The organism is Neolewinella agarilytica (assembly GCF_900110645.1).
Lineage (GTDB): Bacteria > Bacteroidota > Bacteroidia > Chitinophagales > Saprospiraceae > Neolewinella > Neolewinella agarilytica.
Genome location: NZ_FOFB01000007.1, coordinates 112,790 through 139,664 on the forward strand (window position 1 = coordinate 112,790; position 26,875 = coordinate 139,664).

General features: G+C 53.2%; 15 protein-coding genes and 1 tRNA gene. 10 read left to right on the plus strand and 6 right to left on the minus strand.

Annotated features, from left to right (window positions below; all coding sequences use genetic code 11):
* Window positions 1–50 precede the first annotated feature (50 nt).
* Together BM123_RS08205 and BM123_RS08210 are read right to left on the minus strand one after the other, a co-directional pair.
* A complete protein-coding gene (locus BM123_RS08205) occupies window positions 51–1,415 on the minus strand; it encodes an RlpA-like double-psi beta-barrel domain-containing protein (protein WP_090167158.1) in 1,365 nt (454 codons plus the stop codon).
* Between the two features lie 258 nt (window positions 1,416–1,673).
* Entirely contained in the window at window positions 1,674–2,294 is a 621-nt protein-coding gene (locus BM123_RS08210) for an inorganic diphosphatase (protein ID WP_090167160.1), read from the minus strand.
* A 195-nt stretch (window positions 2,295–2,489) separates the two neighbouring features.
* Here BM123_RS08210 and BM123_RS08215 point away from each other — a divergent pair, with 195 nt between their 5' ends.
* Window positions 2,490–5,888 (plus strand): hypothetical protein, encoded by a 3,399-nt coding sequence (locus tag BM123_RS08215; protein WP_090167162.1) that lies wholly within the window; start codon window positions 2,490–2,492, stop codon window positions 5,886–5,888.
* 97 nt (window positions 5,889–5,985) lie between these two features.
* On the opposite strand, the gene BM123_RS08220 is transcribed toward BM123_RS08215, so the two are convergent.
* Window positions 5,986–6,858 carry a bifunctional 5,10-methylenetetrahydrofolate dehydrogenase/5,10-methenyltetrahydrofolate cyclohydrolase gene (locus BM123_RS08220; RefSeq protein WP_090167164.1) on the minus strand — a complete coding sequence of 291 codons (873 nt, stop codon included), beginning with the start codon at window positions 6,856–6,858 and terminating at the stop codon, window positions 5,986–5,988.
* Between the two features lie 197 nt (window positions 6,859–7,055).
* On the opposite strand from BM123_RS08220, the gene BM123_RS08225 reads away from it, so the two are divergent.
* From BM123_RS08225 to BM123_RS08255, 7 genes are all read left to right on the plus strand, one after another.
* On the plus strand, window positions 7,056–11,789 hold the full coding sequence (locus tag BM123_RS08225) for a proprotein convertase P-domain-containing protein (protein ID WP_175489297.1): 4,734 nt from the start codon (window positions 7,056–7,058) through the stop codon (window positions 11,787–11,789).
* Window positions 11,790–11,825: 36 nt separating this feature from the next.
* Complete coding sequence (locus BM123_RS08230; protein WP_175489298.1) at window positions 11,826–12,896, plus strand: PorP/SprF family type IX secretion system membrane protein; 1,071 nt, start codon at window positions 11,826–11,828, stop codon at window positions 12,894–12,896.
* A gap of 275 nt (window positions 12,897–13,171) precedes the next feature.
* Window positions 13,172–19,615, plus strand: coding sequence for a choice-of-anchor L domain-containing protein (locus BM123_RS08235; RefSeq protein WP_175489299.1), 6,444 nt, complete (start codon window positions 13,172–13,174; stop codon window positions 19,613–19,615).
* A 112-nt stretch (window positions 19,616–19,727) separates the two neighbouring features.
* Window positions 19,728–19,961, plus strand: a complete 234-nt coding sequence (locus BM123_RS08240) for a KTSC domain-containing protein (protein ID WP_090167173.1) — start codon at window positions 19,728–19,730, stop codon at window positions 19,959–19,961.
* Window positions 19,962–20,117: 156 nt separating this feature from the next.
* Window positions 20,118–20,732, plus strand: a complete 615-nt coding sequence (locus BM123_RS08245) for a GyrI-like domain-containing protein (RefSeq protein WP_139211814.1) — start codon at window positions 20,118–20,120, stop codon at window positions 20,730–20,732.
* Complete coding sequence (gene pyrF / locus BM123_RS08250) at window positions 20,729–21,538, plus strand: orotidine-5'-phosphate decarboxylase (protein WP_090167177.1); 810 nt, start codon at window positions 20,729–20,731, stop codon at window positions 21,536–21,538. The genes BM123_RS08245 and pyrF overlap by 4 nt, the downstream gene beginning before the upstream one ends.
* A gap of 84 nt (window positions 21,539–21,622) precedes the next feature.
* A tRNA-His gene (locus BM123_RS08255) sits at window positions 21,623–21,698 on the plus strand.
* A gap of 81 nt (window positions 21,699–21,779) precedes the next feature.
* Here the strand turns inward: BM123_RS08255 and BM123_RS08260 are convergent.
* Window positions 21,780–22,472, minus strand: a complete 693-nt coding sequence (locus BM123_RS08260; protein WP_090167179.1) for an L-type lectin-domain containing protein — start codon at window positions 22,470–22,472, stop codon at window positions 21,780–21,782.
* 315 nt (window positions 22,473–22,787) lie between these two features.
* Between BM123_RS08260 and BM123_RS08265 the strand changes: the two genes are divergently transcribed.
* Complete coding sequence (locus BM123_RS08265; RefSeq protein WP_090167182.1) at window positions 22,788–23,849, plus strand: ATP-grasp domain-containing protein; 1,062 nt, start codon at window positions 22,788–22,790, stop codon at window positions 23,847–23,849.
* 4 nt (window positions 23,850–23,853) lie between these two features.
* Here the strand turns inward: BM123_RS08265 and BM123_RS08270 are convergent, their stop codons facing one another.
* Together BM123_RS08270 and BM123_RS08275 are read right to left on the minus strand one after the other, a co-directional pair.
* The gene (locus tag BM123_RS08270; RefSeq protein ID WP_090167184.1) at window positions 23,854–24,219 is read right to left on the minus strand and encodes a cupin domain-containing protein; all 366 of its coding nucleotides are present in this window, start codon (window positions 24,217–24,219) and stop codon (window positions 23,854–23,856) included.
* A 226-nt stretch (window positions 24,220–24,445) separates the two neighbouring features.
* Window positions 24,446–24,910: a CYTH domain-containing protein gene (locus BM123_RS08275; RefSeq protein WP_090167186.1), complete on the minus strand. Its 465-nt coding sequence runs from the start codon at window positions 24,908–24,910 to the stop codon at window positions 24,446–24,448.
* 296 nt (window positions 24,911–25,206) lie between these two features.
* Here BM123_RS08275 and BM123_RS08280 point away from each other — a divergent pair, with 296 nt between their 5' ends.
* Window positions 25,207–26,757: an amidohydrolase family protein gene (locus BM123_RS08280; protein WP_090167188.1), complete on the plus strand. Its 1,551-nt coding sequence runs from the start codon at window positions 25,207–25,209 to the stop codon at window positions 26,755–26,757.
* The last annotated feature ends 118 nt before the right edge of the window (window positions 26,758–26,875 follow it).

Genomic DNA, 26,875 nt, shown 5'->3' on the forward strand with positions numbered 1-26,875 from the left:
GCACCAGCCTGGTGCCTCCGCGTTTCAGAGAAGGAAATCGTTTATCCTGATTAGAGGCTGGTTACAATACCAGCTATTTGGTGCCCCGCCCGAATGTTGTTGGCCGCTGCTTGTGCATCTGCCATACTACCGAAAGTGCCTGCATACACACGGTTGATGATTTGGCCATCATTTTTTCTTGCGCTGAGGTAAAAGACATTTGAAATGCCGGCTTGCTTCAGCTGATTAACCCGGTTTTTAGCGTACAGTTCGTTGTTGTAGGCGCCGAGCTGCACCGCATAGCCGCTAGGTGAAGTGGCTGGGGCCGGCATGGAGGCCGCGGGTTGACTTACCCCACGCGCCGTAGTGTTATTTCCATAGGCGACAGGAGCAGGTGTATTGTAGGTTGGTGGAGCCTGAACCGTACGATTCTCCTGATAGCGAACCACCGTAGAAGGTGGTGGAGCTACCTGGGCAACAGTCGCAGGCTGTGGCGTTGCACCATAGGCCTGAGGTGTAGACTGGTATACCTGAGGCTGTACCGTTGTTTGTACACTGGGAGTTGTCGTAACAGCAGCAGGTTGCGGGACAACTGTCGTTGGACGGCGGCTGTAAGTGATATTAGGCTGAGTAGCAGTAGCTGCGGGGTAAACTTCCCGAGACATTACTGACCCACTGTTAGTCTGAGGTGCAGACATAACGGCGTAATTGCCGCTGCTGGGTGCCGGAGTTCCATAAGTTGCCGGACGGGAGTAGGTCTGTGGATTTTGACTAGCCTGACCGTACGCCGCTGGCTGAGGCGTCCCGTAGGATGCAGGGCGGTGATCATTCCCCTTTGACTGCCAGCCGTAGGCTTCACCTTCAATCGTTACCGGGCGAACCACGCCGGGCTGACCACCCGTAGCGGGCGTATTGCGGTAGGTTGTAACCGGTGCAGGGTTGCCATAAGCAACCGGTGCCGGAGCAGCCGTGAGGGGCGGAGCCGGGTTCCAATTGCTAAAACCTACTCTCTCAACGCTAACTCTGCCCCGGTAATTAATACCAAGTTGATCGGCCGCTGCCTGGCTTAACATCACCAAACAATCCGGACATTCCTGACCGCGATCATTAACCCGTACAGTAACGTTGCGGTTATTGTCAAGGTTAACCAAACGGATTAGCGTTCCCAAAGGGAGAATGGTATGGCTTGCCGTAAGCTCCGTTGACTTATAGGTTTCGCCGTAAACGGTGCTGCTTCCGTTGAGATTCGGATTATAAATGCCCGCCATTCCGCTTTGCCGTTCGTTATAAGCTTTTTCATAGGCCGCCAGATTGGTCTGCGCCGGCTGTACCTCATTAGGGTGAGGAGAAGATGGAGACTTGCTATTCCACTCAAAAGTTTGAGCAGACAGATCGGTGAAGGCACATAATGCAAGTACAATGAGTAGATGTTTCATCTGTAGGGATTACTTTAAGATACAAAAAGCCAGTGGGAAAATACTGACGTATTCTAACTACTTAGACGCAAAATAAGGGAGTAGGTACCGTTAGCACCCCAAGAAGCATCATCTTTTTGCCTAAACAGCTAATTATTTAACAACTTTTTGCGATTATGGATTAGAAAAAGGTGGTTTTAACGACCTTTTTAACGCAATTCATTTAGAATATGGTATGCCAACATCCCCGGTGCAAGCAGGCAATTTGCCTTACGGCCACTAATCAGTCTTCCATTTTCTAACCTCTCTCCAGGCGTAGGACTCATCTTCCCAACGAATCAACTCAACTTGTTTGGGGCCTTTATAATTAAGGAACCAGGTCTCAATGATAGAGCGGGCAGCATCGTTTTCCAGGGCCAGGTCCAGAAAGTTATCGACATCAAAAACCCGCAACGAAGAATCTGCCGGCACCGCAATGATTTTTGTATCAATCTCACCGCGATCTCTTAGCAAAAGCGCCGCAATGGGTTTGGCTGCAATTTTAGTGCCGGTTTCCAAACTTTCGCTGAGGACGAGAACATCCAGAGGATCTCCGTCTCCCCCGCGGGCACGGTCCATCAGTGTAGACGGCACGAAGCCGTAATTACCGGGGTAGGGCAAGAAATTAATGACCCGTGCTCTCCCTCCATTAAGGGTATCGCTGGCAAAACCGGTTTTTTGCGCGAACTCAATTTTCTGGTTAGTTCCTGCCGGAATTTCAACAATGACATTGAGCGCATCCCCCTCTGTACTTGCTACGGCATAAGGGTCAGACGGCCTATCCAGCTGACTATCTTTTTCACCGCAGGACGAGAAAGTCATTAGAAGAGAAAAGATGGAAAAGAGCAGAAATTGTCTCATAAAAGTAAAGGTAATTAATGAAGCCGTTCCGCAAAGAACGCCGGGGAAGTAACGGAAGTCTGGCAGCAACCATTAAGAGACCAGAGGGGCGTCTTCCTTGCTCTTAAATGTCCCCCTTGCACCTGCGTCCGCGCCCTGATGGTAAGAGATACTGCGAGATTTACCCTAGATTACTACTTCTTGACCACCCATTATATGCAGAAGAACACCCCCATACAAACGTATCAGGCCTATCCTTCGGAGATAAAGGAGGACAAAAAAGCAGCCAAAAAGCGCGTTAAGGCGCGCAAAATCGTCAGTCCTACCCCCCGAATGGTTCGCTGGTGGTTTCCGGACGGGGCGGGAAAACTGGCCATTATTTTTTTCCTGCTCCTTTTGGCCACGCTTCTGCTTTTTTTCATCAGTAACCCGCCCAGTGTTTCTCCACTGATAAACTCTTACCTCGACCTGCTGAACGAACACTCTACCTGGGCCATTCCCGTGATCGGTAGCCGGGGTAACCTTTCTTTTGTGCTTAGCCTGGCCTTTGTCATTGTCCTGACGTCCTTTCTGTGGCTAACCTATCGGCTGTGCCTGGGCAGTTATCTGGAGCCCGCACCGGATGATCCGGACTTACAGACCCGGTACTTCAGCCTCCGGCAACCGCCTCATCAGCAAACCGCACTTCGGATCGTTACGATCTTGTATATCCTGATGATGGTCAGCAATGTCTTGCTGTTCTTTTACTTTGACCGGCGGCTCAGTCAGCCGGAGTTGCCACTCGAGAGCACAGACTTCCGGATCGTTTACTTTCTTGCCATTCTAAGCCGCTTGTTCGGTGTTTTTATCGGCATTGGGTCCGTTCTCCAACTGTTCTTACAAGACTTTGGCAAGCCCATTGGCCTTTTTCTGGGGCGTTATCTGAGGTACTTCTACCCCGCCATTCTTGCCATCGCCATCGTTGGGTTCGTATTCACGAAAATGGACCAGTTCGACTCCCTATTCATCGAATTGGTTAATTCCCCAGGCAATTTTCTGCTCTTCTCTTTATTCTTTTTCCCGGCTTCTCTGGTTATCATCTGGTTCTCTCCGAACTATCTGATTTTTACGGATCAGCAGTTCTCTAACCGGTTTAAAACCTGGGATATTCTCGACCGCCTGCATGATGATAACAAAAAGTACCGTCAATCTCCTGGCCTAATGGGCTGGGCCTTTTTCCACAAACGCTTGTTCCCCCAACTTGACCGACTGGATGAAAAGTCCCCACCAAAAGAATTTATGCCGAAGGCAACAGGAATCATCGCCTACCCTCCTTCTTCCTTTCATCGGTTCCGGGCCTTCCTGGGTCTGATGTATATTCTGCTTCTGGTCGGTATCTGTGGAGACATTTATTTTGGCAATCAGACGGAGGCTCCGGCCTGGTCTTCCTACCTGGTTCTCCTTACGGCTCTATTAACACTCTTGTACATCATTTTTTCGTTGCGGATCACTAACCTGAGCCAGCTACCCGAAAATGAAGTAATCCGAAAGTTTCCCCAAGTGGACGATGCCAGTAAATTAAGTGTTTTCAGCCTCTTACGGGACCGGGCAGGAGACCGCAGAAACCGGAAACAGCAAGTTTACCAAAAAACCAGGGAAACCGTTTTCTTCGTTGAGCAACGATGGTCTTTTTTCCTTGGCCTCGGTGTTACCGCTGCCGCTTTTCTTCTTTTTGTGGTCACTCTGGTGCTGATTCTTGCGGGAGCAAGCTGGGATAGCAGTTTCCGATGGTTTCTGGGCTTTTTGGTTTTGTCCGTTTTCTCCTTCGCCTGGTTAGCCGTTTACCGGCCATTTTACCAGGGCTACACCTTCAACCTGAAAGACAATGGAGAAGGAGGCCGGCCAACATCAACCAACCGGTTCCCCTCAGATGCGGTAATGGACAGGCTCGATCATTTAACGGTGCAAACCATGCTGATGGCAAATCCCCTGTTGGCTTTACTGGCTACGGCATTTTTCCTGGTGGGCTTATTCTGGGAAGGCTTCGTATCCTCCTCCTTTGTTAGCTGGCTGAATCCTCTCAATATCTACCTCTTACTCATTAATGGCCTGCTTGCTTCCATTATTCTGATCGATCGCTTATTAATGCTTCGGGACCTGCGTCAGAAATATCGCTCAGCAAAAGCCGGAGAACTTAAGCAACACCTTCGCAGTGGAATGGTGAGCAGCTCCAGCAGGATGTGGGGCCTGGCCATCATTGGTGTTTTGCTAGGTACTGCCTATCTGGGCAACACCTATCATGAAATTCGCTACGTGACAACCACCGCCAACAATGAAGCACCGGACCTGGAAACCTACGTCACAAATTTCCTGCAGGCTGCGCCGGCCGAAGGGCCGGTTATTCTCGTCGCCGCCGACGGCGGCGGCCTCAAAGCCTGCTACTGGACGATGCTCAACCTCCTGGCGCTTGATGAGCAGGGACAGTTCGATGGCCACGTATTTGCCCTGAGCGGTGCAAGCGGTGGCACCATTGGTTTGTCCATGTATAACTACCTCAAATCACGGGGCAAAAGCAAAGCCCAGATCCGGGAGTACATCGAAAAAATCGGACGGGGTAATTATCTGAGCGGAGACTTTACCGGACTGCTCACCCGATTTCCCATTAACTACTGGCCAGACCTGCCGGGCTTCGAGCCTCACCGCTGGGATGACCGGATGGAAGGCATGGCCCGCTCGTATTTCAACATCGTTGGCGACGGCGGGGACGGACATGACTATGGTTCCGTCCGCAAAGAGCCTTTCTGGACCCCCTGGATTGACACCCCTTCCCTCCCCCTGCTCATCATCAATACCGCACGAGCCGAAGACGGTTTACTGGGCACCGTTATCCCCCTGAAAGAAAACCCCTTGACGGGCTCCATCGATCTTAACCGCAATAGCCGGGGACAGGCGATTTCTTACCCCGACGCGACCTTCCTTAGTAACCGCTTCCCCATCGCCAGCCCCGCCGCCAGAATTACGGGTAAAGGCCACTTTCTGGACGCCGGCAGCGCCGACAACTCCGGTCTCAATAGTATCTACAGTTTGTTACGAACCTTGAAAAGCAGAGAATTAGCGGACACCAGCAATACTGTTTACCGGCAACTTTTCGACCGCGGAGTGGTGGTTATCAGTCTCCGCAATGCGGCTTCCCGCTACGCCAGAGATGCCTTCATTGATGATTTGGACAAAATGAACCGCTACCCCTACAAATCAGAACTCAGCGCCAATTCCGGAGTCGCCGTTAACACGGGGCTGACGGGCGTCCCCATTAGCTGGGATGATTATCTGCGCGGTGAAACCGTTCGTAACCTCGGGCTTATTGATCAGTATCATACCGTAAACCTGCCCTTCCGGCTTCGGAAGGGAGATGTATTCTCCGCCCTGGGCGGAGAACTCAAACTAACGGACCTTGATCGCCGCCGGGACAGCCTCAACCACCTCATCAATGAGCACTTAGGGCGGGATTCCAGTTTTGCCGTTATGCCTCCACTTGGCCGCCTGCTGGCCGAGCCAACAAGGCGGTACATGGATATAATGGTGGATTGTCCGCAGGTGAAGGCGGTCTATGAAGATATTCGGGAGTTCAGGAAGTAGGGTGTGTGTTTTCGGATGTATTCTGTGAATCCAACTCCCTGGGTTAGTGTTATCGCAAGCTTGTGAAATGCAGGCGGTTGAAGCCCCGGCTTACTCCCTACTTTCGCTTACTGGCTTTAAGCGTATTCATCAATAAGGATACTACCGTCATTGGCCCTACCCCACCCGGAACGGGCGTCATGGCGGAGGCTTTGCTTTCCAGGCTTTTGTAATCCACGTCTCCGCACAGGCGGTAGCCACGTTTACGGCTATCGTCTTCTACGCGGTTGATGCCAACATCTACGATCACGACCCCGTCCTTTACCATATCAGCCGTAACCATTTCGGGGATGCCGATGGCGGCCACGAGAATGTCAGCCCGTCGGGTATGAAACTTCAGGTCCTGCGTTCTGCTGTGACACATCGTCACGGTCGCGTTTCCGGGACTTCCTTTCCGGCTCAGCAAGATTGTCATGGGGGTACCAACGATATTGGAGCGGCCCAGGACAACTACCTCCTTGCCGGAAGTTTCTATGCCGTAGCGGTCCAGCATGGTCAAAATCCCGTTAGGCGTTGCTGGCAAAAAGGAGGGTAAACCGAGGGTCATCCGGCCGACATTGACCGGCGTAAACCCATCAACGTCTTTACGGGGGTCGATAGCAAGATTAACGGCGTCTTCATCAATGTGCTTAGGTAGCGGCAGCTGAACGATGAAGCCATCAATGTCAGGGTCATTATTGAGTTGCTCAACGATTTCCAGCACTTCGCTCTGGGTTATTTCCGTTCCCCGTCGAATGAGCGTGGAATGAAAGCCGACTTCCTCGCAACTCCTTACTTTACTACGGACGTAGCTTTCAGAGGCGGGGTTATCTCCAATCAATACCGCGGCTAAATGAGGGATATTTCCTCCCGAAAGGCGGATTTGGTCCACTTCTTCCCTCATTTCTCCCTTAATTGTCGTCGCGAGGGCCTTTCCATCCAATACTTGCATAGCTTATTTCGTTTTGCGCCAAAGATAGACGGATCATGTCGTTTTGTCGCACGTCCGCTCCTACCTTTTCACCCACGCTGTTACCTTTAGGCCAGTCGAAGATCATGAATCCTTTATTTCATTCGCGCTCTGCTTACTTCTATACATTTTTGGCGCGGACGCAGGTGCAAGGAATCTTTAAGCATAACATCCCTCAGATGCCCATACTTTACATTCGCACGCTATTCGTTTTGTTATTCCTTGGTACTGCTTTGACGGCAGTGAACGGGCAAAACATCCGGATTAACCAGGCAGATCAGACCCTTTGTGACGGGCTGTTTTATGATTCCGGCGGAGCGTCCGGCAGCCATGCGGCTCCCGGGGTTAGCCATGAGATAACGATTTGCTCGGACCGTAGCTCCGGCTCTCACGTTGAACTTGTTTTTCAGAGCTTTGACATCCGGGGCGAGATGACCATTTACAATGGAACCTCCAGTGCTGCAGCGGTGCTTAACGTGATCGATGCCAACGCCAATGGCACCCAGTTCAGGGTTCAGGCAACGGCGGGGAATACTTCCGGCTGCCTCACCGTCAGGTTTGAGAACAATGATACTGAAATCGGAAATGGCTGGGCAGCCTCCATTAACTGTGTAGTCGCCTGCCAACCCATTGAGGCAGTACTACTCAGCACGAATCCCGCTCCGGGGCCGGATGGCTTTATTGACATCTGCCCGGGGGAGACCATTGACTTCAGCGGGCAGGGTAATTACCCGGAAAACGGCGTGATCTACCCTCAGAGTGATGCCCGGTCAGACTTCACCTGGAACTTTCAGGACGGGAATACCGGCATGGGGCAGAACGTCTCCAACACTTTTGAAGATCCGGGAGGTTACGTAGTACAGCTCATCATTGAAGATGACCAGGGATGCCGTAATGGCAACCGCATCAGCCAGCGGGTGAGGGTTTCCCCTCCTCCCATTTTCAACGACCCGGCCAACCTGCCCGCAGCAATTTGTGCTGGCCAGGAGTTACCCCTTACCGTTGGAAGAAATAGTACGGGCTCCATTTCCTTCAACCCCAGCCCACAGGAATTCTCTTTTAACACCAGTCAGACCTTTACCGAACTCACTGTGCTTCCTGACGGGACAGGAACGGAGTATTCCAGCCCGCTACTGTTCTCCAACTTTAACCCAGCACAGACCCTGGACAGCGGAGCGGACCTGGTTCGCATCTGTGCCAGCATGGAACACAGTTACCTCGGTGACCTCGACATCTGGATCGAATGCCCCGACGGAAACCGCCTGGACCTCCACCGCTTTGACGACAACGACGCCGTACGGCGGCAACTTCTGGGGCAGGGAAATGAAAACACCACTACGCCTGACCCTCCGGCCACCTATTGTTGGACGGCCTCCGCACCCCGCACCATGGCCGAAGCCGTTGTTGACTTCAATATTGGCGATGACCAGACAATGCCCTCTATTGATTATGCAGCAGAAGAAAGCTTCAACACCCTCGTAGGCTGTGAACTCAACGGAGAATGGACCTTTAACGTCCGGGATAATATTGCCCGTGACAATGGCTCTATCTATGAGTGGTCCATCGAATTCGCCAACAGTGTATATCCTGATCAGGAGACCTTCACCGTGCCCATCGATAATGTGATTTTCAAAAACACCAGCGACCTGGCTTTCTACTCTCCGGACAGCATCGTACTGAGTAATTCCAACCCTGGCCCGAAAACCATCACGATCATTTCAACGGACGACTACGGCTGTGTATTTGACACCTCCTTCGTCCTGGATGTATTACCGCCCTTCGACCCTGCCTGCCTTAGCTGCGGCCCACTGGTGGCCAGAACCACCATGGACACCGCCATTTGCCTCGGCGAAGACTTTCAACCCAATGTAGCCGGTAACCTGGCCGCAGACACCGTCATCACCTGGGAATCCACCAATGATGCCCCCTTCAGCAATGACCTCTACCGCAACGCCGTCAATGCCTACGAATCGGAAATCCGGATAAGCTCTCATTTCCCGGATCGCATTGATGACGCCACTACGGATATCCTTGCAGTATGCGTCAATCTGGAAAACAATGGAAACCTGCGGGATGTGACCTTACAACTTACGGCACCTAACGGGCGAACCATTACCCTGATCGAGCAAAGTGGAGGCAACGGGGAAGATCTTACCCAAACCTGCTTCACCCCACTGTCCACCACGCCCATCAGCAGCGGCTCTGCCCCTTACACTGGTGACTTCAGAATTGAAAGCGGTGGCTGGGGCTCTTTTAACACCAGCCTCGTCAACGGAACCTGGACACTAAGTGGATGGGACCGCGCCGGTAACGACATTGGACGTTTCATCAGTTGGTCCATTTCCCTCCGTTATGACCGCCAGCCGGTTTACCGCTGGACACCCGCCAACGCATCCCTTTCCTGTACGGATTGTCCGAACCCAACCATAACCCCAACGGCTCCCGGCACCTATACGCTTGACGTGACCACTTCTGATGGCTGTACTGACCAGGCCACCGTAAATGTAAGTTTCAATGTACTGGATGTTATGGTTACCGAACAGCTCATTCAGCCTCTTTGTAACGGCACTGCAACGGGCAGCATTCTGCAGGCGGTAAGTGGTGCCACGGGGCCCTACACCTATTTATGGAACGACGGTAACCGGGATAAGGACAGGACCTTGCTAACGGAAGGCCAATACGACGTAACCATTACAGATGCCAATGGCTGTACAAGAGAAATCACTTACAACCTCGATGAACCAGATGTACTTTCCGTTACCCTCGATGAAGTAATTGATGCCAGCTGTAATGGAGGCTCTACCGGTGAAATACGGGTAACCACCAACGGAGGAACCGGTCCTTTCACTTATCTCTGGGACGACCCCAACGCCCAGAACGATGAAGATGCCGGTGCATTGACCGCAGGTACTTATAACCTGCTCGTTACGGACGCCAACATGTGTACAGCTACATTCCAGGCGACGGTAGGAGAACCAGCAGTGCTGTCACTGCAATTCCGTGACTATGCCGTTAGTTGCCGGGATGGAGATGACGGCCGTGCAGTAGTTATTGCCAGTGGTGGTAACGGCGGGTATCAGTACAGCTGGCAGACGGGAGCGATGACGGATAGCATTTCCGGCCTGTTGACGGGCAACTATGAAGTAACCGTAACCGATCAGCTGAATTGCTCCATTTCCGGGATGGTCTTTATCGATCAGCCAGCCACGCCCATCACGGCTACCATTGTGCAAGACGAACAAGGTTGTTTTGAGGCCTCCGCCAACCGGGCAACGGTTGCCCCCAGTGGCGGAAGTGGCGGCTATACCTTTCTGTGGAGTAATGGAGAGAATACGGCTACGGCCACTGCTCTGCCCGCAGGCAATAACACCGTTAGTGTTACTGACTCAGGTGGTTGTGAGCAGGTCTTTAGTATCACCACCCAGGACCTGCCAGAGCTAACGGTCAACATTCTGGCCACTGCCCCAAGTTGTAATGACCGCTCTGACGGTCAGCTGGGGGCCGTTCCGTCCGGAGGAGCGGGAATGATGGAAAGTGATTACACCTTCCAGTGGTCTACCAATGAAGCCGGAGTGGTCATCACTAATGTAGCCGGCGACCAGATGTACAGCGTTACCGTTACCGGACCGAGAGGCTGTACGGGCACTGCCGAACGCTTCCTGGCGGCTCCTCCTCCCATCACCTTCACCGCAACGGAAGACCGGGTAGATTGCTTTGGCAACAGCACCGGAGGACTGGCCATCACCAACATTAACGGCCCCAATGCGGGGGCCTTCCAACTACAGTGGGGGCCGGAAGCTGCTTCCAGTATGAGCCCGACCATCACTAATCTGCCTGCTGGCAGGTATCCTCTCCGGATTACGGACGTGGGTAGCTGTACGGTAGATACCGTACTTACTATCAGTGAACCCGCCGAGTTGCTCCCCAGTGCCATGCAGACAGACGTAAGCTGTAACGGAGAAACGGACGGGCGCATCGCCGTAACCGGCACGGGCGGCACGGGTAATTATCAGTTCGCCTGGAGCAATGGCAGCAACCAGAACCAAATCACGGGTCTGGCAGCAGGTACCTACACCCTGAGTCTTACGGACGATAATGCCTGTGAGACCATCACTACCTATACCATTACCGAGCCTGCTCCGGTGGGTATTTCAGCCACCAGTACGCCCGTTCTCTGTATGGGAGAAAACACGGGTTCCGTCACCGTTACCGGATCCGGTGGCCGGCCACCCTTCCTCTTCGGGCTCGAAAACCAGGGCTTTACCCGGAATAATACTTTTATTGGTTTACCCGCGGGTGATTATGTCGCCTTCGTGAGAGACAGCGCCGGCTGTCAGATAAGCACAACCGTCACGGTTGTTGATGGCCCGACATTCTCCTTGGAGTTAGGGCAGGACACCACCATTATTTTCGCCGACAGTATTCAGCTGACGCCAGATATCATCGGTGGAATCGATACGCTGATTTACGACTGGAGAGGCGCTTACCCGGGTACGCTTTCCTGTACGGATTGTCGGGAGCCATTCGCCAGACCGGAGTATGAAATTGATTACGACCTCGTCATTACGGATGGAAACGGATGTATGGCGGAAGACCGGATCCGGGTCAGTGTAAGGAAAATCAGAGAGGTTGCGGTAGCGACCGGGTTCAGCCCCAACAATGATTCGGCCAACGATATTCTTTTTGTGCAGGGGCGCCCGGGTACCCGCGTCGTCAGCTTTGCAGTTTACGATCGTTGGAGTAACCTGTTGTTCGAGGACGGGGAGTTTGAAGTAAACGATGATTCACATGGCTGGGATGGCACCTATAAGGGCGAGCCCGTTAACGCCGGCGTTTACATTTACCGTATGGTTATTGAGTACGAGGATGCATCCCGTGAGACCCTCGCAGGTGAAACCACACTGATCCGCTAATTTTTGCCGTTTCTATCGCTTCAAAAGCTAATCCCCTTGAAAAAAAATTGCTCTACACTTTTACTTTTTGCGTTCCTGTTGTTGCCTTTTTTGGCGCATACGCAGGATGCAAGGTATGCTCAAATGGCAGCAGCGCCTCAACTTACCAATCCTGCCATGACGGGGATGATGGCCGGTGAACTTAGGTTTACGGCTAACTACCGCGCCCTCTACGGAAGTATCCTGGAAAGTGAAGGCTATCGAAGCATCGGTGCCGGAATCGAATGGAGGCGCCCTGCCGGCAATGGGAACTTCTTTGGTATTGGCGCACAGTTACAACGGGACGAGGCGGGCAGTAGTGAGTTCATCCGTAGTCAGGGCTTGATCGGCGTGAGCTATCAACAACACATTGGCGGCTCCCGCAGAAGAGGTGTTGCCCACTTTCTTACCGGAGGCGCTCAGATTGGTGTCGGGCAGCGGGGCTTCGACTTCAACAAACTCTGGTTTTCTCAACAATACTTTGTGGACAATACCACCCGGGAAGCATTTCTGGACCAAAGCCGTGCCTCCGGTGAGCTATACGGAGGGCGCGGAGCCGGCACCTACCTTGATGTCAATGCCGGCCTGGGTTACTTCGGCAGCTTTGGCGAACGCATGGGAGCTTACTTTGGCGTAGGTGTCTTTCACCTGACGCAGCCAGATGTTTCGCCCCTACCCGGCCAGTCTGATGTATTAGACCAACGCTTTGTAATTCATGGTGGCGGGGAAGTTCCGTTGGGGAGAGGAGATATGAGCCTCCTGCCCGCCGCCCGAATCATGCTTCAGGGGCCATCCTATGAAGCGCTTTTCGGTACGAACGTCCGCTACACCGAAGGCCGCTGGAAAGAGGTTGCTCTTAGGGCTGGTATCTGGGGGCAAATCAGCAATCAGTCAGGCGACTCACCGGGCTTTAATGCCTGGATCGTTTCGGTAGCGCTGGAGACCGAAAAACTCCAGTTTGGCGTAAGCTACGACCTGGCCGTCGGTGACCTGAATACCATAGCCAACAGCCGTGGCGGTTGGGAGCTAAGCATGATCTATGTACTACCCGCCAGCTACCGGGAAAAGGTCATTTGCCCCAAGTTTTAGTCACTTCGCCCTGCTTTTACGTTTTTTCATTGCATCCTGCGCTCCGTCGCCCGTTTACGGCTGGCAATGAATGACCGGCCTTCATAAACTGCTTTCTGTCAAATAATTACCGACGGACAAGTTGCTGATTGATTTGCCAGAATCAAGCTTTACCTTTGCAAAACTATACTTGAACAACATCCGGTAATTTTTTACGGCCGCTTTTCATCAGCTAAATGCTGACTTTTGCCACCAGTTTTCGTCTGACTTTTACATTTCCGGTCTAACACATGAACATGAAATTTTCGCTCATCACATTGATGTTGCTTCTGTATACGTCTTTGGCGTACGGACAAACATTTGATTTAACCGTTTTCGATCAACCTGAAAAATATGAGCTTAGTGTTGATGGTGAGCAGGAAATTATTCTACGGATCGGTGGGCTTTCAGTAGGCGAACCATACGGTATACAACTCCACAATCAGCCAAGAAATTTTCTCTTTGACTTCGGCACCTTCCCGGAAGGAACAGACCGGCTGTCTCCCGGTTTCCTGAGTGGTGTTGCGATGGAAGAGTCCATTAGTGTATGTGTCAGCGAATTGCTGGACGGCCCGGGAACGCTTACCCTTACCCTTCGCAAAAACAACCTGTTCAGCCGGGTGAAGTCTTCAGCCTCCACCTTCGAGGTGGCCAACAGTAATAATCTGGATTCGATGCTGAATATCGTTTTTCGAAACGAGAGTTGCTTCGATCTGTTCCCTAATAGTATCACTTCCGGCGTAAGAACGCTGGGAGATGGTCGCCGCGTGATGCAAACTGGTGTTTTTTCCGGAGGGGTGGACGCTTTCGACATGGAGAACGGGATCATCATGTCTACGGGTGCCGTAACCGATGCTGTAGGCCCTAATGCGTCAAGCCCCCGAAGTGTAAACTATGTCGGCATTAACAATACGATTGATTCTGATGCCAATAGTCTGATACCGCCTAACTTTTGTTCTCAGGGGCCAAATGATCCTCCTTGCTATTCTGACGTAGCGATACTGTCTTTTGACTTCATCCCCACCACTGATACGATATCATTCAACTATATTTTCTTCTCTGAGGAGTATTGTCTTGCACTGGACGGAGGTTTTGCCGCTGACGCTTTCGCCTTTTTTCTTGAAGGACCAAATGTTCTTCCTAACGGACGGCAAAACATAGCCCGCTTACCCTCCGGGGAAGTTGTATCGTCCAGGACAATGAATCACATAGAGACTCCTTCCATTTTCCGCGACAACTCCTTCAACAGTTTCTCTCCCTGTACCAACAACCCAAACGACCCGATTGCGCAGCAACAAACCGCTTACGATGGTTTTTCCAGGAAGCTTAACGTTAAGGCTGCCGTTACCCCCTGTGAACGGCACACCCTCAAATTGATGGTCCTAGATGCCCTGGACGCCAATCTGGATTCGGGCATTCTTCTCGAAGCGGGTTCCTTTACCGCAGGGCTCATCTCCGATCCGGAGCCTTCCGTTCAGGGTATTGCCGGGGCGATCAATCCGGTAGAAGGCTGTGATACAGCTTCCATCACCTTTAGCCGGTTATTCTCTGACACCTCTGATATTGCTCAGCCTCTGTTCGTCAACTACAACCTGATTACGACGGGGGGCGGGCTAAATCTGGCCGACAACGGCCTTGACTTCGACCTCCCGCCATCTCCATTTGTTATTCCTCCCGGAGACACCAGCGGCACCTTGAGAATTCCTATCCTTGCCGATGCCCTGGCAGCTGAAGGTGTGGAAGCTTTCATCATTAAATATGATGGCACCTGTAACTGTGACCAAAACCGGGACACCTTCTACATTCAGGACGCGGTCAACCTGGAAGTAGATTTGACGCCCGACCAGACGCTTTGTGCCGGAGACGATCTCATTCTGGAAGCTGACGTCAGTGGCGGTAAACCACGGTACACTTACCAATGGCCGAACGGGCTGGACACCAGCCGCGTAACCTATACCTCCACGGGGCGGGACACCACCATCCAGTTTGTCGTAACGGACAGTTGTGGCCTCATGGGTACCGGCGCCATCAACATTATGGCTCCTGCCGTCTCTGCGGCTACCGCCGGAGACTTCTCCTTGTGTAACGACCCAATCGCTACCGTCCCCCTGGATGTGGAAGGCACTCCACCTTTCAATGTACGATTGCGGATTGACTCCAGTGACACCATCAGAGAGGTGGATTATACTGTTACTCAGGACACGAGCTTCACCTTTGATTATCCGGCTACCATAAGCCTGGTTGAGGTGACTGATGACTCCGGCTGCGGAGGCTCGGCCACGGGTAGGGCTGTTATCCGTGCAGCGGACCTGACCGTTACACCGCTACTAACTGATCCGGACTGTAATACCTCCACCGGCAACATTACCCTGACGGTTGCCGGCGGGAACGCCAACCATACCTTCAGCTGGATGGATGATGCGGGCCAAACGGGGCCAAACCGCAGCAACCTGCCCGTTGGCAGTTATACGGTTACCATTGCTCCCGTCAGTGACCCGAGCTGTGCGGAGAACTTTACCTATATCCTTAATCCGCCGACGGCGCTGGTCATCGATTCTATTGATTACTCATTGCCTGATTGCCCCGGGGAGACCATCATTCTTTCTCCCATTGTATCCGGCGGTACTGCTCCCTACGAATTCTTCTGGCCCGACAGTCTGAGCATGGATAGTTTGTTGAGCATCACGACTCAAACCGGCAGAAGGGTCTATCCGGTAGTGGTGACGGACAACTGTGGCGTTGAGGTAACCGACTCTGTTGTTATTGACCTACCCGTTTTTTCCGTTGAGTTAAGCGGACGCTACTCCTTATGTAACACTGACCCCGTACAGGTTCCCTTTACGGTTTCCGGCCCCGCTGGAACGTATGCCGTTGAAGTTCAGACGGATTCTTCTGGCCTTAGCCAGCTGGATACCCTAATGCTCACTGTTGGAGTGACTGACGTTCTCTTTTCAACGCCTGCAACAATAACCGTCATCAGCATTCGTAACGCTGCAGATTGTAGCGGAGAGATTGTCGACGGGCAAGCAACGGTAGTTGACCCTGACCTGCGATTTAACCCGACGGTGGACCAGGTCCGCTGCCGTGGCGAAGCCACGGGTAGCATCCTGCTGACGGCTCCGGCTAACGTCCCCGTTACCTTCGCCTGGTCTGACGGCGGCAACACCAGCGGCAACCGGACGGGGCTCTCTGCCGGCAGCTATACGGTGACCATTTCGGACGCTATGGACGCCAGCTGTTTTATTGACACTACCTTTAACATTACGGAGCCAGCGGCATTAACGGTTGCTTTGGCTAATGGTAATTTGAGCTGTCCCCTGGCAGCCGATACGATTATACCCACCGTAATGGGCGGCACCCCACCCTACACTTTCCTGTGGCGGGACAGTCTCACGACTGACAGCCTGCTGCCCGTATCCGTTGGTGGAGGAAATACAACTTATACTGTTGAGGTAACGGATGCCTGTATGACTACCAGCACGGCCTTCATCAGTTACAGCTTTGAAGACGTCAGGGCCTCCGTAGGTGGCACCTATGGCGTCTGTAACCCTCCTTTCAACGTCGATGTACCGTTCGCTCTTAGCGGCAGTACAAGCTACGAGCTGGACATTCTGGAAAATGGCGTCCCCAGAACGCTGTCTCTCACGGGTAACACAACCATCAATTATAATACAGCAACGACCATTGAGCTCGTGGAAGTCAGAGGAGCGGATGGCTGTGTGGGCCTGGTTAATGGTACGGCACGCGTCATTGACTCCGATTTCATGGTCACTTCAGCCACTACCAACGTCAGCTGTGCCGGCGGAAGTGACGGGGCGCTGGATCTGACCGTCAACGGAGACCCAACGGCCTACACCTATGACTGGGCGACGCCTGGTCTTTCCGGGGCTAACCCTACTGGTTTGCCAGCGGGTACTTACCCCGTTCGGATTACGGACCTGTCTCCCAGCGCTTGTTTCTTTGATACCTTCTTCGTTGTCGCAGAACCAGACATGCTCCTTTCCGCTGAAGTAACGGCTCTCCCCAATTGCCCGGGAGAATTACTCGACATTGCAGTAAGCGTTACGGGAGGAAGTCTCCCCTACTCCTTTAATTGGGAAAACGGTGCTTCTTCTGACAGCGTCTACCAGATCACTACCTTACCAGGGCTTACCCGCTACCCGGTAGTCGTTACGGACAATTGCGGGCTGGTGGCCAACGATACGGTTACGGTAATTCTTGAAGACGTTCAGGCTGCCATCAGCGGTAACTATTCAATTTGTAATGCGCCCTTCAACGTGGACGTACCGCTGACCCTCAGCGGAAGCAACCGCTATGAAGTCACCCTGCGGGAAAACGGGATTGATCGCACTTTCATCGCATTGGGAGACACGCTGCTGAATTACAACTCAGTGGCCACGATACAACTGATTTCGGTCTTTGGCCTCGGCAGCTGCCCGGGGGCAGCGGGAGGCATTGCCAACGTAACGGATGCGACCTTTAGCGTTGTGCCCACCGTCACCGATGTAGCCTGTGCGGGACTTCCGGAGGGCGCCATCAGTGTAGTCGTTAATAACAATAATGCGGCTTATACCTTCAGCTGGGACCGGGCCGGGCTAAGCGGCCCTTCCATAGATAACCTTACCTCGGGTACTTATAGCTTAACCGTAACGGAAACTGCGGCAACGGCCTGTCTTTGGGATACGACCTTCACCATTCTGGAGCCAGCCTCCGTCATCAGTTTGTTACAGGACAGCAGCCGCAATGAGACTTGTTCCGCATTAGCTTACGCCAGTGCCACCTACACCGGAGGCACCGGGCAGCTCACCTACCGCTGGAGTAATGGCACAATGGGTAATGTACTCGGAGACGTGGCTGCAGGAGCTTATGACCTGACGATCAGCGACGAGAATAGTTGTGAAATTGTCCGCTCCTTTAATTTACAGGACCGCACGGTTACCGTTTTATCCACCATTTCCGCCTCTGAGCCTGAGTTAAGCTGTAACCAGACCAGCCTGGAGCTGAGCGCCCAGCAAAACACTCAAGCCGTCAGGTGGCAATGGACGGATCAGGACCAGAACAACCTGGGAACTGACCGGACCATCTCCGTGTCTGCCCCGGGCCGTTATTTCGTGGAGGTCTTTGACCCGGCAAGCAATTGTACGGCCCTGGACTCCATTGACATCGGGCAAAGCGCCGATCTGATCGATCTGGTATTACCGACGATCAGCCCGCTGACCTGTACTGATCAGATCATTGACATCACGGTAAGTCACCCTGACTACACGGATTCGGTAAGGTATGAATGGCGTCTTAACGGAGGCAGTATCATTGGCACATCTGCCACTTTGCCATCTGTCAGTACGCCGGGGAACTATGAAGTAACCGTAATACGGGAGGACAATGGATGTCCGACCGTTGCGACAACGGAAGTAGCCATTGACCAGGATCCGCCTACGGTGTCTAACCCCACTCCACAGGTAGTACTCAATTGCCGGCTGCCCGACGTGGCTGTTTTCATTACGGCCAACGGGCCCTATCGTTTTGCATGGTCTACGGCTAACGGGAACTTCACCGCTCCTTTAACCGAACCCGGCACCCGCGTTGATCGCCCCGGAATTTATTCTGTGCTGGTAACGGATACGCTTAATGGTTGTACCACTACGGCGAGCGTAGAAGTTATTCAGAACGGCGTTACGCTCACACCTCTGGCGGGTAATGACCAACCTCTGATTTGTGACGGCGCCGGGACGCTGCTTAACGGCAACTTCTCTCCCCGCCTCGCGGGCTCTACCGGACGGTGGTACGCTCCTGACGGACGGGTAATCAGCGAATCTACCCGGGCCTTTGCCCAGGAAGCAGGTCCATTTGTCTTTGAAGCTATTCACCCGGAATCCGGTTGTAGCTCCTTCGATACAGTGATGGTTGTTTCGGAAGCACCAACGGCTGTTTCTTACAGCATTCAGCAGCCCCCCTGCCCCGAAGTAGGTGGACGGATCTTCGTTTCTGGCGTAACCGGCATGCACCCTCCCTACGAATTCAGCAGCCCCACGGGAGTGACCGAACCCTTCGGTACGGGACTTCGTGGACTGCCCGAAGGAAGTAATGTTTTAGTCGTTACGGATGCACTGGGCTGTGAGCTACGGGATACCTTCCTGATCTTTGCCTCCGGGGAATTTACCGGCTCCGCTGAGGACGTCAGCGTTCAGCTGGGAGAAGAAGCGATACTCGGCGTAGAGACGAACCGGGGCGACGGAGCGCTGGTGCAGTGGGAGTGGTCTAACCTCCCGGATTCAACGGCCTGCCTCACTTGCCCGGAGCCAAGGGTTAATTCGCTGGAATCCTTTGTGGCACTCCTAACCGTGGCTGACTCAAACGGTTGTGTATTGGAGCTTCGGCAAAACGTATTCGTTACGGAGCAGGAACTCGTCTATATGCCCAATGCTTTTAGCCCTAATAACGGAGATGGGGTAAACGACATTTACACCGTGTTTGGCAATCCGGAATTTGTAACTAACGTATCAGCTTTCCGGATTTTTGACCGCTGGGGCAACCTGGTTTTCAATAATGAGAACTTTATGGTCAACGACCCGAATGAAGGCTGGGACGGTATGAACGCGGGGCAAAAAGCGCCCGCGGCCGTATATGTCTTCAGCGTTGAGGTAGAATACTATGACAAACGGACAGAGGTGATTCAGGGTAGCTTTACCCTGGTACGGTAAGCCTGTACCTGATCTGTTTCGAAATGAAAATTGCGAAAAGGCCGCACGAACATAGCCGTAACTGCTACCGTTGGGTAAGTAAGAGTGTATTATTAATTCTATCAGTTTTATCATGCAAAATATCAATCTACGTAACTGCTCCGAAATGGTGGCAGAAGCCAACTATGACGCGGTCGCTCAGACCCTGCTGCTCACTTACCAAAGTGGTAATACGACCATTGCCTACCAGGGGGTACCGGATACTATATTCCGGGAGCTCTGCCAGTCGGATTATCCTGACTTATGTATTCGCTTCAAGATCCAGGCGAGCCACCCATTCCGACGGGTGGATCGGGAAAGAAATTGAGCCCCTTCTGTTGGGCTTCAGGGAATTTTTCATCAGCTCCTGCCGGGCTAATACTTCTGATGGTTCAGCCGTAGGCCTGAACCGGCATTACCAAATGCCTGCGTCGGAGTGGTTTGGGCAACTTAGGTATATTACCTTTGCGGAAAATTCCTTCCCATGCTAAGAGCCGCTTCTTTTATGACCATTACTCTGCTGATGGTTTGCTGCTTTGCCTGCACCTCGACCGAACCAGAAGCAGCAGAAGAAACTATCCTTTCCAAAGAAACCGAAGGCGGAGACACCACCGCTCGGGTTACCACACTGGAATATCTGGAGCTGGACCTTCCGGAACGCTATTACGTTGTGTTCCGGCAAGATCTTTCTCTGCTGGACATGAACGGCTTTCTGGCTATGGAGAGTGATGCATTGAATAAGGCTGCTAAAGAGGCCAAGCTAAAAACCACGGGTCCCAGCACCAGCCTTTTTTACGAATGGGACACGGACCGTGGCTGGGGAGACGCTGCCGTAGCCCTTCCCGTAGCTGCCGGAGCCAGTCTGCCGCCATACGTTACCATTGCCCTGCCGCCCCAAAAAGCCATCGCCCTCGAGCTGGACGGGCCTTATGATGGTCTTTCCGCAATGCACTATGCCCTCGACGCAGAACTGAAGCGCCGCGGCCTGACCGCCGCTAAACCGAGCATCGAAGAATATACCGTCGGCCCGCTGGATACGAAAGATCCGACCCAGTTCAAGACCCGACTTATTTACACCTACGAAAACCCTGAGAAATGACCCGTGCCGAATTATTTGCTCAGATACAGGAGAAACAAAGCTTCCTTTGTGTTGGGCTGGATGCCGACCCGAAGAAAATGCCGCCCCACCTGAAGGGCGATGTCCTGGCCTTCAATAAGGCCATCATTGATGCAACCCGGGATCTATGCGTTGCTTACAAGCCCAACACTGCTTTCTACGAAGCATTGGGGCTGGATGGGATGCGCGTCCTGAAAGACACCATTGCCTACATCGGCGAAGATCACTTCGTCATTGCTGATGCTAAACGCGGCGACATCGGTAACACCAGCCGCTACTACGCCAGCTTCGCCTTCAATACCCTTGGAGCAAATGCCATCACGGTCGCCCCTTACATGGGCGCGGACTCCGTAGAACCCTTTTTGGAGTATGAAGGCAAATGGACCATCCTGCTGGCTCTAACCAGCAACAAGGGTAGCCAGGACTTTCAGCACGCCAGCCAGGATGGCGGTGTTCCCCTCTACGCCAAAGTGATGACGCGAGCTACTGACTGGGGCAGCGCGGATCAGCTGATGTTTGTCTGCGGAGCCACCAAGGCCGAGAAATTTGCCGAACTGCGGGCGCTTACGCCCGATCACTTTTTTCTGGTTCCGGGCATCGGGGCGCAGGGCGGAGACCTGGAGGGTGTCTGTAAAAACGGAATGAATGATCATTGCGGATTATTAGTAAACAGTAGTCGGGGAATCCTCTATGCCGGTCAGGATGAGGACTTTGCCGCCGCTTCGCGGGCCGCTGCACTGTCTCTGCAAACACAAATGGCAAAAGCATTGAAAAATTATCTCCCATAAAAGTTTTTCCTTCATTGGGAACTATTTACCTTTGCGTCGCTTTATTACAAAGCAGAGATTCAACTGAGTCAGCCCCATTTAAATGGTGATTGTAGCTCAGTTGGTTAGAGCGCCGGATTGTGATTCCGGAGGTCGCCGGTTCGAGACCGGTCTTTCACCCTAACCGACTCAGTTGAAAACCCCGGTAAGCCAGGCTTGCCGGGGTTTCTTGTTTTGTGGCCACGGCTTAAACTGTCGGCTACTAATCTGGCACCTCCGCCTGTGCAAACACCAGTTTCTTAATGCAGATGTCGTGGTAGTTCATCTTGCGGCCGGTGGCCGCCGTCACGCCCCAAAAGACGGTGGGGTTGCCCCGAAAAACATCCTCGACGATGTCTTCATTCAGGTTAGCGACTTGCTTTCCGTCCAGGTGAACCTGTAGTTGCTTTTCGATCGGGTTCCAGTAGATCCATAGCAGATGCTTTTGACCGTCCTCCAAATTGGGTAATTCGTTGGGGCCATCCACGCTGGCGTAGTGATGGGGCTGCCCGTTGACCGAGATGGCTACATGGTCATTCGGCGGATCGGCCAGATGGTAATTCTGATAAGTATCAAACTCAATACCAAGGCTAGGATAAAGACCAGCGAAGCCCATCCCCTCCCCCCGATAGCCCGTACGCATAACGGGATGGAAGACAAAGCCGATACCGTCAGCCCCCAACTCATCACGCTTGCCGAATACCAGACAGACAGTGAGCTCAAAAGACTGGCTCAGGTCGATGGGCTTTTCATACCAGGCGGAGCCCGAGGCAAACTGCACGTCGGGCGTCAGGCGGATGCAGTCTTCGTCGAGGATGCGGGCAGTGCCGCCTAACTTAAACTCCTCGACGCTGGATTGAGCAAAAAGAGTACCAGCTGTCAGCAAGACAACAAGCAGAGAGCGAAAAAAGTGCATATGTGCAGGTTTTATGTGAACAGTGGAATCGAAAGATTAACCGACACGTGCCTGATAATTTTCCTGTAGTAAAGGAGTCTGCCGGTAGCTTCGCCCTAGTTTTCACAGTCCGCAGGGTAATGGTAACACGCGTACCAGCAGTTCAGGCAACTTACCTGAGTCCGCATAGTTTGGGTATAACAATATAAAGATTACCGGAGAAATAATGTTGTGCCGCCGGTAAGTATTGATACGATGTTGCACCGGAAGACAACAAAGTACTGCCCGGACGGATTGTATCTAACAGTCCTTCACCGCCATAAAGCTGATTGAAATATGCCAAAGCTAGCCGTCCTTTATCAATCTTCTCCCCCACCCCCCGTTGATGGTATCAGTAAGCCCATGAAGCCAGGAGGCTATGCTGATAGCGGAGCAGACATTGCTTTTAGTCTGCAACAGGCAGGGGTGGAAGTCGTTCTCCCCGTCTCCGCACCCCGGCAGCAGCAAGATACCGACTGGGTATTTCCGGACACAGCAGCAGGCATCGAAAGCGCCCTGCAACGGGGCGCTACTATCCTTTGGCTCAATACTGTACTTTACGCCGGCCACGCGATCGAAGCCTTCTTTCCTTCCTCCCTGGAGCTGGTGGGACAGCTACCGCTGCGGGCCGGGCAATTCGACGACAAACTCCTGACGAACGATTTATTACGGAATCATGGCCTCCCGGTGCCCGACTACCACATCCTGTCACAGGATAATTACACCGAAAGATTACCGACGCTCACTTACCCGATAGTGGTCAAGCCCGTCCGGGGCCGCGGCAGCCAGGGGGTCACAAAAGTCGATGATGCAGAGCAAGCCGGTCTAGTCGTCCGTAAGTTGTTGGAAAGTGCAGAATACGGTGACAAAGTATATACCGAACGTTTTCTGGACGGGCAGGAAATCACGGTATCCGTTCTGCCTCCCGGCACGTACAATATACGGGGGCAGGAAGTAACTCAACCCTCCTACTGGTGCCTGCCTCCGGTGGTCAGGTTTAACCACGATGGGGGCATTGCTCCGTACAATGGCAGCGTGGCCGTAATTCATAACAGCCGGGTACTCTCCGCGGATGAGGCAGCCTCCCCGGCTCTGCAATCCGCTCTGCAGGCCTGTGCCAAAGCGGCTCATCTGGTGGGCGCAAAAGCCGTTATTCGTATCGATTGCAGGGCGGACGCAGCGGGAAATTACTTTCTCTTCGACCTGAACATGAAACCTAACATGACCGGAAATCAACGCTTGCACCGGCAAGACCAGCAGAGTCTTACTGGCCTCGCCGCCAGAGAAATCGGATGGTCGTATCAGGATTTATTGCTCAACCTGCTGGGTCAACGGTGGAAGGCCCAGGCGGCTTCGTGAGCGCTCAAATCCACTCGCATTCTTCCACTGTGAGCTCCGTTTTCTCCTCTCCGGTATGTTTAGTGGAAGCCGGTTCGAGTAGCAGCAACCACACTTCCATTCCGTTCTTAGTGCGTGGAAAATGCTGGACACCTTTCGGGACAATGTAGAAGTCACCGGGATTAAGTTCGACGGTTTCCCGATCGCGAAAATCCAAAAAGAGTGTCCCTTTATAGACAAGGAAGAGTTCGTCTTCGTTGGCGTGGTCATGCCAGACGAAGTCGCCCTTCACTTTAGCCAGCTTTAGCTGCTGGCCATTGAGCTCGCCGATGATTTTGGGAGACCAGTGGTCGTTAAAAAGCTCGAATTTTTGGAGGATGTTGGTTTTCATGGCTAGCCTTTTTTGGCGCGGACGCAGGTGCAAGGTAAAACCTGAGAAGCAATAGGCAGAGCAGCTCCCGCCGGATTTGGGCAGAGGAGTTCCAGCTCCGACCGGGCAAGGGAGTAAAACGACTTTGCGCAGACCACACCTCTTACATAACCCAGCTACCGCAAGCACACGCTCCGGGAGCCTTCGGCCCCATTCGCGCTCGACGCGGGAGCGTCTCGACCAGTGACTACCAGGAAGTAAACGGGCGATGAATGAGGCTCGAATTGTAGTACCGCACATCATCAGACACTTCCCGCCCCAACCAGGCGGGCCGGATAAAAGCTTCGCGCTCGGCCGTCAGCTCGATCTCCGCCACCGTAAGCCCCTCGTTAGCACCGGTAAAAACGTCAATTTCCCAGAGGTGATCTCCCAGCGGAACGAAATACCTCGTCTTCTCAATGAGTGGCTGTTCGCAAAGATCGATTAGTGCCAGTCCATCACTGACGGGGATTTCATACTCGTACTCCGCACGCGTAACTCCGGTAACCGGGCCTTTAATCGTCAGGTAGGCCTGCTCTCCGGAGATACGAACCCGGACAGTGCGTTCTTTTGTCGAGTTCAGATAGCCTTGTTTCAGGACGACGGAACGGGTTACTTCGGACTTCCAGTCGTCGTTGGCAAGGAGAAATTTTCGTTCTATTTCGTTCGGCATGTAGCGAAGATAGTCTGGTCACCGGCTAGTTTGGCCAGCTGCAACAAAGGAATGTTCAAAAGGGCTGATCCGGAGAAAGCTGATCGCTTTCAGGCGTACCGAACAAGAGCATTAATTCATTATGAGAAAAAATTGGATGAGTAAAATACAACACCTAAAACATATGCTGGCACCGATGCCTTTCGGATAATTGAAATAAGCCTGATCGCTTCGTTTGTGCATTGGTGATACACACGACGCCTGTCCGAAAAGTCACCAGCCTACATTTTTCTTACCTTGCCCAAAAGATAAAACCCATGCGTTCTACCCTACTCTGCTTTCTGGTCTTCCTTTGCACCTGCGTCAGCGCCCAACAAGAGAAAGCGGCTCCACGCGGCGATGCTTTCGGTGACGGTCCTCACAGCCAGCTCATTCTACGTGGGCTCATTCTCATCAATGGCAACTGCGCTCCGCCGATTGGCCCGGTAGACATCGTGATTGAGGGCAATAAGATCGTCTCGGCCAGCACGGTTGGCTTCCCCGGTGTAGAGATCAACGAAAGACGACGCCCCAAGCTGAAGGAAGGTGGCAAAGAAATTGACTGTTCCGGCATGTATGCCATGCCCGGCTTCGTGGACATGCACGGGCACATGGGAGGACGTGCGCAGGGCACGACGGCCGACTACGTCCTCAAACTCTGGCTCGGTCATGGCATCACCACCATCCGCGAACCCGGAAGCTTTAATGGCCTCGACTGGACGCTGGACCACAAAAAACGCTCCGCCACCAACGAGATCGCCGCTCCCCGCATCCGTGCCTATACGGGCTTCGGGATGGGCCGGGAAACCCCCTTCACGAACCCGGAGGAAGTGAAAGAATGGATCCGCGCCAACAAGGCCAAAGGTGCTGATGGTATCAAACTTTTCGGTGCCAGCCCGATGCTGATGCAGGCCGCCCTGGAAACCAACAAAGAAATTGGTCTGCGCAGCGCCTGCCACCACGCACAGATGGACGTGGGGCGGTGGAACGTGCTCAAGTCTGCCCGCGCCGGGCTCACCTCCATGGAACACTGGTACGGTCTGCCCGAAGCCCTCTTCACCGACCGCACCGTACAGGACTACCCCGTAGACTACAATTACCAGAACGAGCAGGATCGCTTCGGCGAAGCCGGCCGCCTCTGGCAACAAGCCGCAAAGCCCGGCTCCGACAAGTGGAACGAAGTGATGGATGAGCTACTGGAGCTCGACTTCACCATCAACCCAACTTTCAACATCTACGACGCCAACCGCGACGTAATGCGCGCCCGCAACGCGGACTGGCACGATGAGTACACGCTGCCTACCCTCTGGAAGTTCTTCCAGCCCAGCCGCATCAGCCACGGCAGCTACTGGCATAAATGGGGTACCGAGCAGGAGGTGGACTGGAAGAAAAACTACCAGCTCTGGATGGCTTTCATCACAGAATACAAGAACCGGGGCGGCCGGGTAACGGCTGGCTCTGACTCCGGCTACATCTACCAGACCTACGGTTTCGGCTACATCCGTGAGCTCGAGTTACTGCGCGAAGCGGGCTTCCACCCACTGGAGGTTATCCGCTCGGCCACCCTCTACGGCGCGGAGGCACTCGGCATGGAAAATGAGATCGGCACCATCGAACCCGGTAAACTGGCCGACCTGGTCATCGTCGGTGAAAACCCGCTGGCTGACCTGAAAGTCCTCTACGGCACCGGTGCCACCCGCCTCGATGACGACGGCGAAGTGACGACCACCAAGGGCATCCTCTATACCATCAAAGACGGCATCGTCTACGACGCGGTGAAGCTTCGGGAAGAGGTAAAAAGAATGGTTCGGGAGGCGAAACGGCTTTAGGAAGGGGGGTGTAGTCTTGTAGTTCGGTGGTCTTGTAGGCTGCCGCACCTCGGAGGAGGCGAGGCAGGCGGCACTTGTAAGCTACCGCACGTCGGAGGTGAGGCAGGCGGCAATGTTT

Excerpts from the sequence above, each read along its gene's own strand:
- BM123_RS08210 (WP_090167160.1), bottom strand. The coding sequence starts at position 2,294 with ATGAGACAATTTCTGCTCTTTTCCATCTTTTCTCTTCTAATGACTTTC.
- BM123_RS08260 (WP_090167179.1), bottom strand. The coding sequence starts at position 22,472 with ATGCACTTTTTTCGCTCTCTGCTTGTTGTCTTGCTGACAGCTGGTACT.
- BM123_RS08275 (WP_090167186.1), bottom strand. The coding sequence starts at position 24,910 with ATGCCGAACGAAATAGAACGAAAATTTCTCCTTGCCAACGACGACTGG.
- BM123_RS08225 (WP_175489297.1), top strand. The coding sequence starts at position 7,056 with ATGCCCATACTTTACATTCGCACGCTATTCGTTTTGTTATTCCTTGGT.
- BM123_RS08265 (WP_090167182.1), top strand. The coding sequence starts at position 22,788 with ATGCCAAAGCTAGCCGTCCTTTATCAATCTTCTCCCCCACCCCCCGTT.
- pyrF (WP_090167177.1), top strand. The coding sequence starts at position 20,729 with ATGACCCGTGCCGAATTATTTGCTCAGATACAGGAGAAACAAAGCTTC.
- BM123_RS08240 (WP_090167173.1), top strand. The coding sequence starts at position 19,728 with ATGCAAAATATCAATCTACGTAACTGCTCCGAAATGGTGGCAGAAGCC.
- BM123_RS08280 (WP_090167188.1), top strand. The coding sequence starts at position 25,207 with ATGCGTTCTACCCTACTCTGCTTTCTGGTCTTCCTTTGCACCTGCGTC.
- BM123_RS08235 (WP_175489299.1), top strand. The coding sequence starts at position 13,172 with ATGAAATTTTCGCTCATCACATTGATGTTGCTTCTGTATACGTCTTTG.
- BM123_RS08245 (WP_139211814.1), top strand. The coding sequence starts at position 20,118 with ATGCTAAGAGCCGCTTCTTTTATGACCATTACTCTGCTGATGGTTTGC.
- BM123_RS08270 (WP_090167184.1), bottom strand. The coding sequence starts at position 24,219 with ATGAAAACCAACATCCTCCAAAAATTCGAGCTTTTTAACGACCACTGG.
- BM123_RS08215 (WP_090167162.1), top strand. The coding sequence starts at position 2,490 with ATGCAGAAGAACACCCCCATACAAACGTATCAGGCCTATCCTTCGGAG.
- BM123_RS08205 (WP_090167158.1), bottom strand. The coding sequence starts at position 1,415 with ATGAAACATCTACTCATTGTACTTGCATTATGTGCCTTCACCGATCTG.
- BM123_RS08220 (WP_090167164.1), bottom strand. The coding sequence starts at position 6,858 with ATGCAAGTATTGGATGGAAAGGCCCTCGCGACGACAATTAAGGGAGAA.